Origin of the sequence: Pseudomonas japonica (genome assembly GCF_900188455.1) — a bacterium.
Classification (GTDB): Bacteria; Pseudomonadota; Gammaproteobacteria; order Pseudomonadales; family Pseudomonadaceae; genus Aquipseudomonas; species Aquipseudomonas japonica.
The window spans coordinates 111,656-128,014 of record NZ_FZOL01000005.1; the positions used below are offsets into that span (position 1 = coordinate 111,656).

The 16,359-nt window shown below is 65.7% G+C and carries 18 protein-coding genes; 11 read left to right on the forward strand and 7 right to left on the reverse strand.

Annotation, left to right across the window (positions count from 1 at the left end; translation table 11 throughout):
• Positions 1-58: 58 nt before the first annotated feature.
• Positions 59-946: an AraC family transcriptional regulator gene (locus tag CHB99_RS08305; RefSeq protein ID WP_042120881.1), complete on the reverse strand. Its 888-nt coding sequence runs from the start codon at positions 944-946 to the stop codon at positions 59-61.
• Between the two features lie 134 nt (positions 947-1,080).
• Here CHB99_RS08305 and CHB99_RS08310 point away from each other — a divergent pair, with 134 nt between their 5' ends.
• Positions 1,081-1,983, forward strand: coding sequence for a DMT family transporter (locus tag CHB99_RS08310; protein ID WP_042120880.1), 903 nt, complete (start codon positions 1,081-1,083; stop codon positions 1,981-1,983).
• Between the two features lie 104 nt (positions 1,984-2,087).
• Here the strand turns inward: CHB99_RS08310 and CHB99_RS08315 are convergent, their stop codons facing one another.
• Together CHB99_RS08315 and CHB99_RS08320 are read right to left on the reverse strand one after the other, a co-directional pair.
• Positions 2,088-3,059, reverse strand: coding sequence for a 2-hydroxyacid dehydrogenase (locus CHB99_RS08315; protein ID WP_042120879.1), 972 nt, complete (start codon positions 3,057-3,059; stop codon positions 2,088-2,090).
• A gap of 73 nt (positions 3,060-3,132) precedes the next feature.
• The gene (locus CHB99_RS08320) at positions 3,133-4,080 is read right to left on the reverse strand and encodes a LysR family transcriptional regulator (RefSeq protein ID WP_042120878.1); all 948 of its coding nucleotides are present in this window, start codon (positions 4,078-4,080) and stop codon (positions 3,133-3,135) included.
• A 185-nt stretch (positions 4,081-4,265) separates the two neighbouring features.
• Here CHB99_RS08320 and CHB99_RS08325 point away from each other — a divergent pair, with 185 nt between their 5' ends.
• From CHB99_RS08325 to CHB99_RS08340, 4 genes are read left to right on the forward strand one after another with little or no spacing between them, the layout of a single operon-like run.
• Positions 4,266-5,792, forward strand: a complete 1,527-nt coding sequence (locus tag CHB99_RS08325; protein ID WP_042120877.1) for an efflux transporter outer membrane subunit — start codon at positions 4,266-4,268, stop codon at positions 5,790-5,792.
• Positions 5,789-7,975 carry an FUSC family protein gene (locus tag CHB99_RS08330; protein WP_042120876.1) on the forward strand — a complete coding sequence of 729 codons (2,187 nt, stop codon included), beginning with the start codon at positions 5,789-5,791 and terminating at the stop codon, positions 7,973-7,975. The genes CHB99_RS08325 and CHB99_RS08330 overlap by 4 nt, the downstream gene beginning before the upstream one ends.
• A complete protein-coding gene (locus CHB99_RS08335; RefSeq protein ID WP_042120875.1) occupies positions 7,965-8,165 on the forward strand; it encodes a DUF1656 domain-containing protein in 201 nt (66 codons plus the stop codon). The genes CHB99_RS08330 and CHB99_RS08335 overlap by 11 nt, the downstream gene beginning before the upstream one ends.
• Positions 8,166-8,175: 10 nt before the next feature.
• Positions 8,176-9,027 carry an efflux RND transporter periplasmic adaptor subunit gene (locus CHB99_RS08340; RefSeq protein ID WP_042120874.1) on the forward strand — a complete coding sequence of 284 codons (852 nt, stop codon included), beginning with the start codon at positions 8,176-8,178 and terminating at the stop codon, positions 9,025-9,027.
• A 147-nt stretch (positions 9,028-9,174) separates the two neighbouring features.
• On the opposite strand, the gene CHB99_RS08345 is transcribed toward CHB99_RS08340, so the two are convergent.
• Positions 9,175-9,582, reverse strand: a complete 408-nt coding sequence (locus CHB99_RS08345) for a RidA family protein (protein ID WP_042120873.1) — start codon at positions 9,580-9,582, stop codon at positions 9,175-9,177.
• A gap of 243 nt (positions 9,583-9,825) precedes the next feature.
• On the opposite strand from CHB99_RS08345, the gene CHB99_RS08350 reads away from it, so the two are divergent.
• The 3 genes from CHB99_RS08350 (at position 9,826) to CHB99_RS08360 (ending at position 11,069) form a co-directional block, all read left to right on the forward strand.
• Positions 9,826-10,131, forward strand: coding sequence for a BrnT family toxin (locus tag CHB99_RS08350; protein ID WP_042120872.1), 306 nt, complete (start codon positions 9,826-9,828; stop codon positions 10,129-10,131).
• Positions 10,109-10,384 (forward strand): BrnA antitoxin family protein, encoded by a 276-nt coding sequence (locus tag CHB99_RS08355; RefSeq protein ID WP_042120871.1) that lies wholly within the window; start codon positions 10,109-10,111, stop codon positions 10,382-10,384. Before CHB99_RS08350 ends, CHB99_RS08355 begins: the two co-directional genes overlap by 23 nt.
• A 166-nt stretch (positions 10,385-10,550) precedes the next feature.
• Positions 10,551-11,069, forward strand: coding sequence for a sterol desaturase family protein (locus tag CHB99_RS08360; RefSeq protein WP_042120870.1), 519 nt, complete (start codon positions 10,551-10,553; stop codon positions 11,067-11,069).
• Here CHB99_RS08360 and CHB99_RS08365 read toward each other — a convergent pair.
• From CHB99_RS08365 to CHB99_RS08375, 3 genes are all read right to left on the reverse strand, one after another.
• Positions 11,010-11,729 carry an SDR family NAD(P)-dependent oxidoreductase gene (locus CHB99_RS08365; protein WP_042120869.1) on the reverse strand — a complete coding sequence of 240 codons (720 nt, stop codon included), beginning with the start codon at positions 11,727-11,729 and terminating at the stop codon, positions 11,010-11,012. The two genes, CHB99_RS08360 and CHB99_RS08365, sit on opposite strands and share 60 nt — an antisense overlap.
• 253 nt (positions 11,730-11,982) lie before the next feature.
• Complete coding sequence (metC, locus tag CHB99_RS08370; RefSeq protein WP_042120868.1) at positions 11,983-13,155, reverse strand: cystathionine beta-lyase; 1,173 nt, start codon at positions 13,153-13,155, stop codon at positions 11,983-11,985.
• Between the two features lie 48 nt (positions 13,156-13,203).
• Positions 13,204-13,686, reverse strand: a complete 483-nt coding sequence (locus tag CHB99_RS08375; RefSeq protein WP_042120867.1) for a GNAT family N-acetyltransferase — start codon at positions 13,684-13,686, stop codon at positions 13,204-13,206.
• Positions 13,687-13,776: 90 nt separating this feature from the next.
• Between CHB99_RS08375 and CHB99_RS08380 the strand changes: the two genes are divergently transcribed.
• The 3 genes from CHB99_RS08380 (at position 13,777) to CHB99_RS08390 (ending at position 16,343) form a co-directional block, all read left to right on the forward strand.
• The gene (locus CHB99_RS08380) at positions 13,777-14,736 is read left to right on the forward strand and encodes a LysR family transcriptional regulator (protein ID WP_042120932.1); all 960 of its coding nucleotides are present in this window, start codon (positions 13,777-13,779) and stop codon (positions 14,734-14,736) included.
• Between the two features lie 58 nt (positions 14,737-14,794).
• Positions 14,795-15,304, forward strand: a complete 510-nt coding sequence (locus tag CHB99_RS08385) for an RNA polymerase sigma factor (RefSeq protein WP_042120866.1) — start codon at positions 14,795-14,797, stop codon at positions 15,302-15,304.
• Between the two features lie 85 nt (positions 15,305-15,389).
• Positions 15,390-16,343 carry a FecR family protein gene (locus CHB99_RS08390; RefSeq protein WP_042120865.1) on the forward strand — a complete coding sequence of 318 codons (954 nt, stop codon included), beginning with the start codon at positions 15,390-15,392 and terminating at the stop codon, positions 16,341-16,343.
• The last annotated feature ends 16 nt before the right edge of the window (positions 16,344-16,359 follow it).

The following is a 16,359-nucleotide window of genomic DNA, read 5'->3' on the forward strand; positions in this document are numbered from 1 at the left end:
AGATTTCAAGGTAGTGGTGGAGAGAGAAGCGGGTGATGGGGGAGTGGTTCCGAGTGTGTCAGGAGGAGCCTGCCTCGCGCAACGCCAATCTGTACGCCCCCGGCGTAGCCCCCTGCGCCTGGCGAAAGCGGTTGCTGAAATGACTGGCACTGGCAAACCCGCACGCCAGCGCCACTTCGCCCAACGGCAGATCCCCACCCGCGAGCAACTGCCGGGCCTTGGCCAGGCGCCGCGCCAGCAGGTACTGATGCGGCGGCAAGCCGAAGCTCTCGCGGAACATCCGCGCGAAATGGTATTCCGACAGGCTGCACAATCCGGCCAGTTCGCTCAGGCCGATCGACTGCTCCAGATGCGTCTCGATGTAGTCCGCCAACTGCCGGCGCTGGTGTGGCGCCAGCCCGCCCTTCAGCTTCAGGCCCTCGCGCAGTCCGACCTGGCTGAGGATCGCGTGGCCGAGGATTTCATGGGCCAGGCTGCTGGTCAGCAAGCGCTCCCCGGGCTCGTTCCAGTTCAGTGCGATCAACTGGCGAAACCGCGCCGCCTGCCGCGGATCTTCAAGAAAGTCCGCCTCGCGCAGTTGCAACTGTCTGGGCTCGCGGTCCAGCAGGGTTACGCAGCCGAGGGCGAACTGCTCCTCACTGATGTACAGGTGAGCCAGGCGAATGCTGCCGTTGACGATCCAGTGCGAGACACAGCCCGCGGGCATGATGCACAGCTTGTCCGGCGCGCCCTTGCGTCCCGGCTGGCCGCGACGGAACGTACCGGTACCCTCGGCGATGTAGCAGGACAGGGTGTGGTGGCTGGGGGCTTCGTAGTCGCGGGCATCATGACGGTTGCTCCACAACGCCGCCGCAATGCCTTCGCCCAGCAGCGCGCTGCTTTCCAGGCGGGCATGGGGCGAAGCATTCATGGATTTGAACACCTGCAACTGGTCGAGCGCGGTCATGATGGCTACCTCCGACGCCATCCTACGCCCTGGGAATTGGTCTGACAGCCCGCTGCCCGACAAAAGCGCAAGTTTGTGCAAGCGTCCGACCTGTTTTGCGCAGGAGACTGAAGGCAACCGTAGGAGCCTTCGCCATGAACCTCTCGCTTTACCTGCTCACCGTGCTGATCTGGGGCACCACCTGGATCGCCCTGAAACTGCAACTGGGCGTGGTCGCCATTCCGGCGTCCATCGTCTATCGCTTCGCCCTGGCGGCGCTGGTGCTGTTCGCCTTTCTCCTGCTCAGCCGCAAGCTGCAGCCGATGAACCGGCGCGGGCACCTGGTCTGCGTGGCGCAGGGGCTGTGTCTGTTCTGCGTCAACTTCATCTGCTTCCTCACCGCCAGCCAATGGGTGACCACCGGGCTGATCGCCGTGGTGTTCTCCACCGCCACCCTGTGGAACGCACTGAACGCGCGGGTGTTCTTCGGCCAGAAGATCGCCGCCAACGTCCTGCTGGGCGGGGCAATGGGGCTGGCGGGGCTGGGGTTGCTGTTCTGGCCGGAGCTGGCCGGGCAGGCGGCGAGCCATGAAACCTTGCTCGGGCTTGGCCTGGGGCTGGCGGGGACGCTGTGTTTTTCCGCTGGCAACATGCTGTCCAGCGTGCAGCAGAAGGCCGGTCTGCGGCCGCTGACCACCAATGCCTGGGGCATGCTCTATGGCGCGACGATGCTGGGGCTGTATTGCCTGGTCAGCGGGGTGCCGTTCGGCATGGACTGGAGCACGCAGTACATCGGCTCGCTGCTGTACCTGGCGATTCCCGGGTCGGTGATTGCCTTTACCGCCTACCTGACCCTGGTCGGGCGCATGGGGCCGGAGCGGGCGGCGTATTGCACCGTGCTGTTTCCGCTGGTGGCGCTGAATGTGTCGGCGGTGGTGGAGGGGTATGAGTGGACGGCACCGGCGCTGGTGGGGCTGGTGTTGGTGATGATGGGGAATGTGTTGGTGTTCAGGAAGCCGAAGGTCAAGGTGCTGGCTGGTGAAGCGGTGTTGAGGTAGAGGTTTTTTCGGTGGTCTCAAGTGCCCCATCGCGGGCAACGCCCGCTCCCACAACCGGCAAACCTTGTGGGAGCGGGCGTTGCCCGCGATGAGGCCCTCAAGGCCTACTTCCAGACCTGCGGGTTCACCAGGTCCCGCGGTCGCTCACCCAGCAGGGCCGCGCGCAGGTTGTCGATGGCCCGGTTGGACATGGCGTCCCGGGTCTCGGCGGTCGCCGAACCGACATGGGGCAAGGTCACCGCATTGCTCAGCGAGAACAGCGGCGATTCGCTCAGCGGCTCCTTCTCGTACACATCCAGCCCCGCGCCACGAATGGTGCCGTTCTGCAATGCCTCGACCAGCGCCGCCTCGTCCACCACCGGCCCGCGCGACACGTTGATCAGGAAGGCACTGCGCTTCATCTGCCGCAGTTGTTCGGCGCCGATCAGGTGTTTGGTCTGCGCGCTCAGCGGCACCACCAGACAGACGAAATCGGCTTGCGCGAGCAACTGCTCCAGGCTGACGAACGTTGCCCCGAACGCCTGTTCCAGCGCCGGCTTGCGACTGTTGCCGCTGTACAGGATCGGCATGTTGAAGCCCAGGTGCCCACGCCGTGCGATGGCCGCGCCGATATTGCCGGCACCGACGATCCCCAGGGTCTTGCCATGCACGTCCGAGCCGAAGTGCGAAGGCGCCACGGTGGCCTTCCAGTTGCCGGCCTTGGTCCAGGCATCCAGCTCGGCGACCCGCCGGGCACTGCTCATGATCAGGCTGAAGCCGAGGTCGGCGGTGCTTTCGGTGAGCACGTCGGGGGTGTTGGTCAGGGCGATGCCGCGTTCGCTCAGGTAGGCGACGTCATAGTTGTCGTAACCCACCGAGACGCTGGACACCACTTCCAGCTTCAGCGCACCTTCCAGTTGCGCCTGGCCCAGCTTGCGCCCCGCGCCGATCAGGCCGTGGGCCTCGGGCAGCGCTTCGTTGAACTGGGCGGCGATATCGCCGTGCTTCGGGTCGGGAACGATGACGTTGAAGTCCTGCCGCAGGCGCTCGGCCATGGGCGGGGTGATGCGGCTGAAAGCGAGTACCGTCTTTTTCATCAGCGAAATCTCAGCGGGCGTCGGGAAATGAGTAGCACGCTATCATTCCCGACGCCCGCTGTGTATGACGATTTCAGTTCGCCAGACGCAGTTCGTGAGTTTTCAGGTCCGCTTCATGGGCCGCGAGAATCTCCGGCAGGGAGTTGCGCAGGTACTCGACCCAGGTCTTGATCTTGGCATCCAGGTACTGCCGCGATGGGTAGATCGCGTACAGGTTCAGCTCCTGCAGGCGATATTCCGGCATCACCCGCACCAGGGTGCCGTCGCGCAGGCCGTCGATGGCCGAGTAGATCGGCAGCACACCGACCCCCATGCCACTGCGGATCGCCGCCTTCATCGCATCGGCCGAGTTCACCTGGAACGGTGCCTGGGTGATGTTCACCACTTCCTGACCTTCCGGGCCGTCGAACAGCCACTTTTCCAGTGGGATCACCGGGCTGACCATGCGCAGGCAGGCATGCTTGAGCAGGTCCGACGGCTTGTGCGCGCCGCCGTGCATGGCCACGTACTCCGGCGAGGCGCAGACGATGCTGTAGGTGATGCCCAGGCGCTGCGAAACGAAACCGGAGTCCGGCAGTTCGCTGGCGAGCACGATGGACACGTCGTAGCCCTCGTCCAGCAGGTCCGGCACGCGGTTGGCCATGGTCAGGTCGAAGGTCACGTCCGGATGGGTCTGGCGATAGCGGGCGATGGCGTCGATGACGAAATGCTGGCCGACCCCGGTCATCGAGTGCACTTTCAGTTGCCCGGCGGGGCGCGCGTGGGCGTCGCTGGCCTCGGCCTCGGCTTCCTCGACATAGGTGAGGATCTGCTCGCAGCGCATCAGGTAGCGCTTGCCGGCCTCGGTCAGCGCGATGCGCCGGGTGGTGCGGTTGAGCAGGCGGGTTTGCAGGTGTGCTTCCAGGTTGGAAACCGCCCGCGAGACGTTCGCGGTGGTCGTATCCAGCTGCACGGCGGCGGCGGTAAAGCTGCCGACCTGCGCGACGCAGCTGAAAGCACGCATGTTTTGCAGGGTGTCCATGGGGCGCTCTCAAAGAAGACGACGGAATTGTGACATGAAGTTACTAAGCCGGTCTTCCGACTAAAGCCGGATTATCGCCGTTTTGGTAACAAAGATTCGCAGGAAAGCACGCTTATCGCCATCGCGGCGCGCCCCTAGAATTGCGGCGTCCTGGTTTCATCCACCTACGTCGGGAATTCGCCGCTGTGCCGCGTCGCATCATCAGAGCGCTGAATGCGCTCAGTGTCTGTGCCCTTAGCTTGACCTTGAGCGGCTGTATCGGAACCTGGGGCATCGCCCCGCAAAGCAGGACGCTGCAAGCCAATACCCTGACCACCGACGCGGCCATCGCCGAGGCCGCCCGTGATGCGCACTGGCCCGAGCAGCAGTGGTGGCGCGCCTACGGCGATGCCCAACTGGATCGCTGGATGAGCCTGGCCCTGAGCGACAGCCCGAGCCTGGCCATGGCCGCGGCGCGGGTTCGCGAGGCGCGGGCCATGGCTGGGGTGGTCGAGTCGGCGGAGAAACTCCAGGTCAATGGCGACGCCACCCTCAAGCGCCACAACTGGCCGGAAGACCAGTTCTACGGCCCTGGCGCGCTGTCCGGCGCCAACACCTGGGACAACAACGCCGCCCTCGGTTTTCGCTATGCCCTCGACCTCTGGGGCCGCGAGGAAAACGCCAGCGAGCAGGCCGTGGACCTTGCCCACCTGAGCGTGGCCGAGGCCCGCCAGGCACAGCTCGAACTGCAGAACAACGTGGTTCGCGTGTACATCCAGCTGTCCCTGCACTTCGCCCAGCGCGACGTGGTCAAGGCCGAGCTGGCCCAGCAGGAACAGATCCTCGCCCTGGCCGAACGGCGCCTGGCCGGCGGCATCGGCACCCATTTCGAAGTCAGCCAGGCACAGACCCCGTTGCCGGAAACCCATCGCCAGCTGGATGCCCTCAACGAGGAAATCGCCCTGGCGCGCAACCAGCTCGCCGCATTGGCCGGCAAGGGCCCGGGGCAGGGCGCGCAGTTGCAGCGTCCGCAACTGTCCCTCGGCGCACCGCTGAAACTGCCCTCGGCCTTGCCCGCGGAGCTGGTCGGCCAGCGTCCGGACGTGGTCGCCAGTCGCTGGCGGGTGGCGGCCCAGGCCCGCGGCATCGATGTCGCCCATGCCGGGTTCTTCCCCAACGTCGACCTGATCGGCGGCCTCGGCTTCATGGCCACCGGCGGCGGCCCCCTGGAGTTTCTCAGCGGGCGCAAGTTCAACTACAACGTCGGCCCGGCCATCAGCCTGCCGATCTTCGACGGCGGCCGCCTGCGCTCGCAGCTCGGTGTCGCCTCGGCCGGCTACGACATCGCCGTGGCGCGCTACAACCAGACCGTGGTCGAGGCGCTCAAGGGCATTTCCGATCAGTTGATCCGCCGCGAGTCGATGAAGGAACAGGCGCACTTCGCCGCCGAGTCCGTGGCCTCGGCGCGCAAGACCTACGACATCGCCCTGGTCGCCTTCCAGCGTGGCCTCACCGACTACCTCAACGTGCTCAACGCGCAGACCCTGCTGTTCAAGCAGCAGATGATCGAGCAGCAGGTCCAGGCCGCGCGCCTGAGTGCCCATGCCGGGCTGGTCACCGCGCTGGGCGGCGGCCTTGGCGCGGGCGCCGACGTGCCTGACGCCGAGCGCCAGGCGCCACCGCCGACACCCCGCACCCTGGCAATCTTCGACAAGCCTGGCCACGCCCAATGAACGCACTGGCCTTGCCGCTGCGCTGGCTCGCCTCCCTGGAGTGGCGCCGCGGCTTTCTCGAGTGGGCGCGCACTGACGGCGTGACCTGGGTCTACATCTTCAAGGTGCTGACCGCCGCCTTCGTCACCCTGTGGCTGGCCATGCGCCTGGAGCTGCCGCAGCCGCGCACGGCGATGATCACCGTGTTCATCGTCATGCAGCCGCAGAGCGGGCATGTGTTCGCCAAGAGCTTCTACCGCGTGCTCGGTACCCTGGCCGGCTCGGCGATGATGGTCGCGCTGATCGCCATCTTTCCGCAGAACACCGAGCTGTTCCTGCCCAGCCTGGCGCTGTGGGTCGGCCTGTGTTCGGCGGGGGCGATGCGCTACCGCACCTTCCGCGCCTATGGCTTCGTCCTCGCCGGCTACACCGCGGCGATGATCGGCCTGCCGATTCTCGACCAGCCGCAGCAGGCCTTCATGGCCGCGGTATGGCGGGTGCTGGAGATCGGCCTGGGGATCTTCGTCTCGACCCTGGTCAGCGCCGCGATCCTGCCGCAATCGGCCAGCGCCGCCATGCGCAATGCCCTGTACCAGCGTTTCGGCGTGTTCGCCGGGGTGGTGGTGGAAGGCCTGCGCGGCGACAGCCAGCGCGATCGCCTGGAAACCAGCAACGTGCGCTTCATCGCCGAGGCGGTGGGCCTGGAGAGCCTGCGCAGCGTCACCGCCTTCGAAGACCCGCACATGCGTCGACGCAGCGGCCGCCTGGTGCGCATGAACAGCGAGTTCATGGCCATCACCACGCGCTACAACGCCTTGCATCAGTTGCTCGAACGCCTGCGCCTGCGCGGCCCGCTGCAGATCGTCGGGGCCATCGAACCGGGCCTGAAGACCCTCGCCGAACTGCTCGATCCCTATGTTGGCCGCGCCCTGACCGATGCCGACGCGGTGCGTCTGGCCCAGCAGTTGGCGGCCTACAAGGACGGTCTGCCGACGCAGGTCCGTGCCCTGCGCGCGGCCTATGAGGAAACCGCGCCGAGCGAGTCCGACCTGCTGGATTTCCACACCGCCTACGAACTGCTCTACCGCTTCGTCGACGACATGCACAGCTACGCCGAGACCCACGCCTCGCTGGCCGCGCACAACCATGAGCGCGAGCAGTGGGACGAGCCCTATGTGGCGCAGACCAGCTGGCTGGTCTCGGCCGCCGCCGGGGTGCGGGCGGCGGCGGTACTGCTGTTGCTCGGCAGTTTCTGGCTGCTCAGCGACTGGCCCAGCGGCGGCATGATGACCCTGATCGCCACGGTCACCGTGGGCCTTTCGGCGGCGTCGCCGAACCCCAGGCGGCTGTCCTTCCAGATGGCCTGCGGCACTTTGTTCGGCGCCTTCGTCGGCTTCTTCGAGACCTTCTTCGTGTTCCCCTGGATCGACGGCTTCGCGCTGTTGTGCCTGGTGCTCGCGCCCGTGCTGGCCATTGGTGCCTTCCTTGCCGCGCGCCCGGCCTACGCCGGTTACGGCATCGGCCTGCTGGTGTTCTTCGCCATCGGTTCGGTGCCGAACAACCTGACGCTGTACAACCCCTACACCTTTATCAACGACTACATCGGCATGATCATCGGCATGCTGGTCTGCGCCGCCGCCGGGGCGATCATCCTGCCGCCCAACAGCCGCTGGTTGTGGAGCCGCCTGGAGCAGGATCTGCGCGAACAGGTGCTGTTCGCCATCAGCGGGCGCCTGCGTGGCCTCGGTTCCGGTTTCGAAAGCCGCACCCGCGACCTGCTGCACCAGGCCTATGGCCTGGCGGTCGGCCAGCCCCTGGTGCAGAGCCGCCTGTTGCGCTGGATGTTCGTGGTGCTGGAAGTCGGTCACGCCATCATCGAACTGCGCAAGGAGCAGGCGATCCTCCCGGTGCATCCGTCCTATGCCGAAGCGCAGCCGTGGCGCCAGGCCATCCGCGTGATGGGGCGGGCGCTGGCGCGGTTGTTCCTGCAGCCGTCGGCGAGCAACCACGAGCGCGCCCTGGTGGCGGTGGAGCATGCCATCAGCCGCGTGCAGGCCACCGACGAACCGTTCGCCCGTCACTTCGACACCTCGGCCCTGCGCCGGGTGCAGAGCTACCTGCACTTCATCCGCACTTCGCTGCTCGACCCACAATCACCGTTGGCCGAATACGGCGCGGTGCAAGGACTGCCGCATGCTTCGTGAAATCGCCTTCCATGGCCTGTACATGCCCACCGTGACCCTGATGTTCCTGTTCGCGGCGGGCCTTGCCTGGGGGCTGGACCGCTTTATCGCCAGCGTCGATGGCTACCGTTTTTTCTGGCACCCGGCCTTGCTGCGCCTGTGCCTGTTTGTCTGCCTGTTCGGCGCCATGGCGCTGACCGTCTACCGTTGAGAGCCCGTCGATGAAGAAGTTTTTCAGCCTGATCGCCACCTTGCTCGTGCTGGCCGCCGCCGTGGTGATCGGCCGGCAGCTGTGGATCAACTACATGACCACGCCGTGGACCCGTGACGGCCGGGTGCGCGCCGACATCATCAACGTCGCCGCCGACGTGCCCGGCTACGTGGTGGACGTACCGGTGAAGGACAACCAGCTGGTGAAGAAGGGCGATGTGCTGCTGCGTATCGACCCCGAGCACTACCAGGTCGCGGTGCGCCAGGCCGAGGCGCTGGTGGCCTCGCGCAAGGCCACCTGGGAGATGCGCAAGGTCAACGCCAGCCGCCGGGCCGACATGGACAACCTGGTGATCTCGAAGGAGAACCGCGACGACGCCAGCAACATCGCCAACTCGGCGCTGGCCGACTACCAGCAGGCCCAGGCCCAGCTGGCGGCGGCGCAACTGGACCTCAAGCGCACCGAGATCCTGGCCACGGTGGATGGCTATGTGACCAACCTCAATGTGCACCGTGGCGACTACGCGCGCACCGGCGAGCCGAAGATGGCGGTGGTGGATCGGGATTCGTTCTGGGTGTATGGCTTCTTCGAAGAGACCAAGCTGCCCCATGTGAAGGTGGGTGATCAGGCCGAGTTGCAGATGATGAGTGGCGAGGTGCTGCGCGGGCATGTGGAGAGCATTTCCCGCGGCATCTACGACCGCGACAACCCGGAGAGCCGCGAGCTGATCGCCGATGTGAACCCGACCTTCAACTGGGTGCGCCTGGCGCAGCGGGTGCCGGTGCGGATTCATATCGATGAGGTGCCAGAGGGTTTCCTGCTGGCGGCGGGGACGACCTGTACGGTGGTGGTGCGGCCCTGACAGCCCGCTATCGCAAAACCTGTAGGAGCGGGCTTTGCCCGCGAAAGGACCGCGCAGCGGTCCCGGATAGCAGTGAGGTCTGGGACCGCTGCGCGGTCCTTTCGCGGGCAAAGCCACGCTCCTACGGGGGGATGCCTCAGCAGTGCGTCAGATTCCGACCGCCACTGCCTCGATCTCGATTTGCATGCCGTCCAGCGCCAGCCTTGGCACCGGAATCAGCGTGCAGGTCGGCGCCATCTTCCCTTCCCAGACCCGACCCGCCACCGCCGCCCACTGACCCAGCTTCTCCTCCGAGTGATCGACGATCAGCAGCGTCAGCTTGAACACATCACCCATCCCCGCACCCCGCGACGCCAGTGCCGTGCGCACATTCTCCAGGGCCTGCCGCGCCTGCTCGGCGAACAGCGGCGACAGCACACCGCTGCGGTCCTCGCTACCTTGCCCGGCAATGAACAGAAGCCGCGTGCCGAGCTTCACCTCAGCGACATGGGAATAGGCATTGGCGCTGGGATCGTAGAGGCCTTCAGGGTTGAACAGCTGGAAAGCAGAGGTCATGGCGAAACTCCGTAGGACGAGCGTGCGGGGAGTCTCGGACCTCGACTTAGGTTGAGGTCAAGCGGGTTTTGCCGGGGAAACATTCCGACTTCATTGGCCTTCCACTTCCAGGCTGCCGTCATGACAGGCTCGCCTCGCTCAACGGCGCGGGTCGGGAGCGAAGTCGACCCTCACGGATGAGAGGACGCGGCCCTCGTACGGACGAACGGGGGCTGAACAGATCAGGCATGGAGGCTATCGTGTATGTACAGCTGTAAATACACGGGCCCGTTCTTTTTCGAATGGGACCATGACAAGAACCAGGCCAATATTCGCAAGCACGGTATCGATTTCGAAAGCGTCAAGGACATGTTCCGCTACCCGATGTTAGTCATGCCCGATACGCGAGAGGACTACGGCGAGGAGCGCACGGTCAGCCTCGGCTGGCTCAAGGAGCACGTTGGCGTAGTCGTATTCACCGAGCGACGAGGTGATGTCATTCGCATCATTTCCGTGCGCAAAGCCACCAGAGAGGAAAGCCGAACCTATGCCAAGACATTCCAAAACTGACTGGGACCGCCTCGCCAACATGAAGGACGAGGACATCGATTTCACCGATATCCCTGAATTGGGCGACGACTTTTTCCGCAATGCCCGGCTGAGGCTGCCGGTCAAACAAGCCATGACCATCCGCCTCGACGCGGACGTGCTGGAGTGGTTCAAGCAGCAGGGCCCGGGTTACCAGACCCGCATCAACCAGTTGCTGCGCCAGTACATGGAAGCGCAGATCGCGCTGCAGGATGAAAAAGAGCCGACGAAATAATCGGCAAAACATGCCGTGGGGAGCAGTCCCGCGGCCCATTTCCTACAACAGCTCACACCCTTTCAACAGCCCGTCAGCCCAAACCGCACATGACAAACCCGTCATGGATTCTCACCGCCACTTCCCCTAATCTGACGCGCACCTTTTCCCCGGTACCCGACGTCGCATGCTCAACCACCTCGCCATCTTCCTCTGCACCCTGGTCGCCATGGAGGGTGTCGGCTTCCTTGCGCACAAGTACGTGATGCACGGGCCGGGCTGGTTTCTCCATCGTTCGCACCACGAGCCGCACCTCGGGGTGCTGGAGACCAACGACGTCTACCTGGTGATCCTCGCCCTGGTGGCGATCACCCTGATCGTGCTGGGCAATGCCGGGCACGATCCGCTGCAGTGGATCGGCGCGGGCGTGGCGGCGTTCGGCGTTCTCTACGTGGTGATCCACGACGGCATCGTCCATCGCCACTGGCCGACCCGGCCGAAGCCGCGCCACCCCTACCTGCGCCGTCTGTACCAGGCGCACCTGATGCACCACGCGGTGAAGGGGCGGCGCAACAGCGTGTCGTTCGGTTTCCTGTATGCGCCGCCGGTGGCGGTGATCAAGCGTCAGTTGCGCGAGATGGCCGAATCAGAAGCGCGGATCGAGGATCGCCGGCAGGGTGATGTCCTTGACGAAGCTCGCGGCTGACAGGCTCAGGGCCATCCGCACCACCTGCACCACGTCATGCACCGGGATCAGCTCGCCGTCGCCGCGCCGTTCGGCGAGATCGCGCGGGGTCTCCAGGGCATCTTCCGTATTCAGATAGCCGAGGTTCAGGCAGGTCACGCCCAGGCGCTGGTCGCGATAGCCCTCGCGCAGCGCATCGGCCATGCCGCGCAGGGCGAACTTGCTGGCGCCGAAGGTGACTTCCGGGCGACCGCTCTGCGGCAGGCCCGAGGTGGAGCCGGTGAGGATGATGCGCGGGCGCTCGCTGCGCAGCAGCACCGGCAGCAGGTGCCTGATCAGCAGGATCGGCGCGGTGACGTTGCAGGCGACGATGTCCCGCAGTTGCTCGTCGCGGTCGGCGAGGAAATCGTAGGCGTCGTCGAAGGCCTGGTCTTCCCAGATGCCGAGGTTGTAGATCAGGGTGTCCAGGCCGTTTTCGCGGGCGCGGTGGGCGAGGAGGGGGGCGGCGTTGAGCGGGTCGCCCAGGTCGGCTTCGAGCCAGTCCAGGTTGACCCCGGCTTGCGCCGTCAGCGCCGCCGGACGGCGGCGGGACACACCGATCAGCGTATCGCCGCTGGTGCCCAGCCCCTCGATCAACGCCTTGCCCAGCCCCTTGCTGGCCCCGATCACCATGGTTTTCATCACTGCACTCCTTGTGTGGGTCTTCCGGTGCCCATCCCATGGGAACTGACTTGCCTGTAGGAGCTGGCTTGCCTGCGAAAGGACCGCATCGCGGTCCCGGATCTCACCGTTATGGGGACCGCTACGCGGTCCTTTCGCAGGCAAGCCAGCTCCTACACGCAGGTGAGTCAGTTCACACGGAATGGGCGTGAGCGGGCATGCAAGCAGAGCTGGGGGGATGATGGCAAAGGGCTGGATGTTTCTGGATGTGAATCTATTGTCCCAGACGGTCCAATCCGCTGCGCAGGTCGCGCTTCAGGTCGTCCATGTCTTCCAGACCGATCTGCAGGCGCAGGGCCTGGCCTTCCGGCGTCCAGCGGGTCGCGGTGCGGTAGTCGCGGCAGTCGAACGGAATGACCAGGCTCTCGAAGCCGCCCCACGAATACCCCATGCCGAAGATCCCCAGGTTATCCAGCATGTGGGCCAGTTGCTGCTTGCTGTAGCCGGGCTTGAGGATCACCGAGAACAGCCCGGTCGAACCCTTGAAGTCGCGTTTCCAGATTTCATGTCCCGGGCAATCCGGGAAAGCCGGATGCAACACCCGCTCCACCTCCGGCTGCTGCGCCATCCACTGTGCCATCTCCAGCCCGCGGCGCTGTGCTTCCTGCACGCGCAGGTTCATCGTGCGCAGGCCGCGCAGGGCCAGGAAGCAGTCTTCGGCACCGGGCAGCATGGCCATGGCGTCGTAGGTCTTGCGCAGTTGCGGCCAGGTCTCGGCATTGGCGCTGACCAGGCCCATCAGCAGGTCGGAATGCCCGCCCAGGTACTTGGTGCCGGCCTCCACCGAGAGGTCGCAGCCGTGCTCGTGGGCGCGGAAGAACAGCGGCGTGGCCCAGGTGTTGTCGAGGATGGTCTTGATCCCGCGCTGCCTGGCGATGGCGGTGATCGCCGGTACGTCCTGCACTTCGAAGGTCTGCGAACCTGGCGATTCGAGGAAGATCGTCGAGGTGTTGTCACGCAGCAGTTGGGTGATGCCGGCACCGATCAGCGGGTCGTAGTAGCTGATCTGCACGCCGAACTTTTCCACCAGGTTCTGGCACAGCCGGCGGGTGGGGCGGTAGACCGAGTCGGGCATCAGCAGGTGATCGCCACTCTTCAGGGTGGTGAACAGGGCCAGCGCCACCGCGCCCAGGCCGGACGGCGAGATGACCGTGCCGGCGGCCCCGGAAATCTCGCTCCAGGCGCTTTCCAGCGCTGCGATGGTCGGGCTGCCGAGGGTGCCGTAGGTGAAGCGCGCGTTGCCCTGTTCCAGGTCCGCCAGGGTCTTGAACACCACCGTCGAGCCGCGGAACACCGGCATGTTGACGAAGCCCTGTTGAGTCTCGTGGTCGCGGCCCAGGCGGGTCAGTTGCGTGGCCAGGGAGAAATCGGTGTCGCTCGCTTTCATGGCAGAAGTCCATTGTCCTGTGGGTCAAACATCGAATAGCGGGAAACCTCAGAGCCGCATGAGCATTTCATGCCAGGCCATGCCGCCGTGATCGGACGGCGAAGGCCGCACATAGGCGTAGCCCATCCGGCGGTACAGCTCGACGTGGCGTTGCTTGCACATCAGGTGGATCGTGGCCTTGTCCAGGGCTTTCATCTGGCGGATGAACTCGTCCATCAGCGCCTTCGCGTAGCCCTTGCCCTGGAACGCCGGATCGACCACCACCGACATGATCACCACGTTGGGCGCGGCGGCGTCGTGCCCGACCAGTTCCTTGAAGGCCTCGTCGGACATCACCACCTCATGGGCGCAGCCGCTGTTGATGAAGCCGACGATCACCCCATCCACCTCCAGCAGCAGAAAGCCCTGCGGGTACTGTGCGATGCGGGTGCGGATCTTCTCCAGGGTGGCCGCTTCGTCGCCTTCGTAGGCGCCGATTTCGATGGCGTGGCAGCGCTCGGCGTCCCGCGGGTCGGGGTGGCGGAAAAGCATGGCGGGGCTCCTGTGAAGAGGGAAACATCGCCATGGTAATGCAGCGTTGTGCTGTATACGCTGCATTCTTTTCAGTCGGTACTGCACACCATGCATTCATCGCTGCGCAACCTGGACCTCAACCTGCTGCTGGTATTCGACGCCATCTACCGCCACCGCAGCGTGGTCGCCGCTGCTGACGAACTGGCCATGAGCCCGTCCGCCTGCAGCCATGCGCTGACGCGTCTGCGCCAGGCCCTGGCCGATGAACTCTTCGTGCGCTACGGCAGTGCGATGCAGCCCACCGTGCAGGCCGAACGCATGGCCGACGATGTCTCGGCGGCGCTCAGCCTGCTCGGCACGCGCCTGAGCCAGCGCGGGCATTTCGAGCCGGCGCGCAGCGACGAGACCTTTATTCTCGCCGTCACCGATTTCACCGCGTTTTCCCTCCTGCCGCTGTTGCTGCGGCGCCTCGAAGGCCTGGCGCCGCATATCCGCGTGCGGGTGGTGTACTCGACCCAGCAGGACGCCCTGGAAGAACTGGCGGCGGGGCGGGTGCATTTCTCCCTGGGCTTCACCCACGACGCGCAGGCGCGGGTCGAAGAGCTCGAAGCGATCGACTGCTATGCCGACGACTACGTGGTCCTGGCCAGCGCCAGTCACCCGCGCCTGAACGACGGCCTGAGCCTGGCGGGCTATCTGGCGGAGCGGCACGTCGTGGTGCTGCCGTGGAAGGACTCCACCAGCATCATCGACCAGGCCCTGAGCGCGCACGCGGTGCGCCGCGACGTGGCGGTCGAGCTGCCCAGCATGATGGCCGCGCCCGCCATCGTCAGTCACACCGACTACCTGGCGACACTGCCGCGGCGGGCGGTGCGGCACTTCGTGCGTGGCGAGAGCTTGAGGTACTTCGAGGCGCCGTTCGTCACGCCGGTGTGCTACCTGAAGGCGTTCTTCCATCCGCGCTATGCGGCGGGGGCGAGCCATCGCTGGCTGCGCGAGCGGATCGCCGAGACGTTCGCTGAAACCGGCGCCGGACTGCAGGATGAATCGAGAATTCCACCTATTTGAGAATCCATATCACTTGTAGTAATGTGCCGCTCCTTTCCGGTCCCCTGAACGTCGCGCCATGACCCAACGTGAGCGTCACCCCCTGACCCGGTTGGTCGAGACCCACTACGAAGAGCTCAAGCGCTATATCCAGCGCCGCTCCGGCTCGTCGTCCACCGCGTCGGACATCGTTCAGGAAACCTGGCTGCGCGCCGCCCGCCACTCGGACAAGGTGCCGGACAATCCCCTCGGCTACCTCTACCGCATCGCCGGCAACCTGCTGCTGGACAAGCTGCGTCAGGACAAGGTCCATGGCCGGCATTTCAGCGATGTCGAACCGCCCGAGGACCGCGAGTGCCCGCGGGTTGCTCCCGACGAAGCCGCCGGTATCCGCGAGGAGCTGGAACTGCTCGCCGACGCGGTACGCGACCTGCCGGACAAGTGCCGCGAAGTGTTCCTGCTCTACCGTGGCGACGGCCTGACCATGCGCGAGATCGCCGCGCGCTTGCAGATCAGCGAAAGCACCGTGGAAAAGCATGTGGCCAAGGCCATGCAGCATTGCCGTCAGCGGCTGGGGCGATTGTCGTGATTCGCCACCCGCAGCAGGCAAAGCCCGGCGTTTTCGGAAATAATGCCCGCCGTCCGCACTTCGACCTCTCCCGTCCAGGCCGCCCATGACCCAGCCACCTCGCCCTTCCGACGATATCCACGAGCAGGCCTCGCTCTGGTATATCCGCCTGCGCGAGCCGGGGGCCGACGAGACGCTGCGCGAGGCCCATCGACGCTGGCTGGCGGCCGATCCACTGCACGCCGAGGCCTTCGACCAAGCCGCGCAGTTGTGGGGCCGGCTGGGCGAGCCGGTGGCGCGGGTCCGTGCCGAGGAACAGGCGCAATGGCGGGCCCGGCGCCAGCGCCAGCGTCTGTTCCGCCCAGTGGCCGCCGCGGCGTGCCTGGTCCTCGCCCTCGGCGCTGGCCTGCTCTGGCAGGGCGGCACGCTGGACGATCTGCGCAGCGACTACCACACCGCCGTCGGCCAGCGTCAGAGCGTCACCCTCGCCGATGGCAGCCTAGTCGAGCTCAATACCCACAGCGCCCTGGCGGTGTCCTTCAGCGACGGTCGCCGGCACGTCCGCCTGCTGCGCGGCGAGGCCTGGTTCGAGGTGCGCAAGGATCCCGCGCGGCCCTTCGTGGTCGAGCTGCCCCAGGGCACGGTCACCGTCACCGGTACCCGCTTCAACGTGCGCCTGGACGAGCGGCGGAGCACGGTCAGCCTGGTCGAGGGCCGGGTCGAACTGGACAGTGCCGGGCAGCACACCGAGTTGCTGCCCGAGCAGCAGAGTTGCCTCGACGCCAGCGGCCTGTGCCCCACCAGCCGCTTCGACAGCCAGGCCACCCATGCCTGGCGCCAGGGCCAGATGGTGTTCTACCGCACGCCGCTGAAGCAGGTGATCGCCGAGCTGGAGCGCTATCACCGTGGCCATGTGTTCATCCATGGCGACGCGCTGGCCCGCTTGCCGGTGTCCGGGGTATTCGCCACCGCCTCGGCGGATGCGGTATTGCAGGCCCTGCACGACACCCTCGGGGTCAAGGTCACCCGTCTCGGCCTGGGTGTCGTCATCCTGCGCTGACCCGCGAAAAATATTT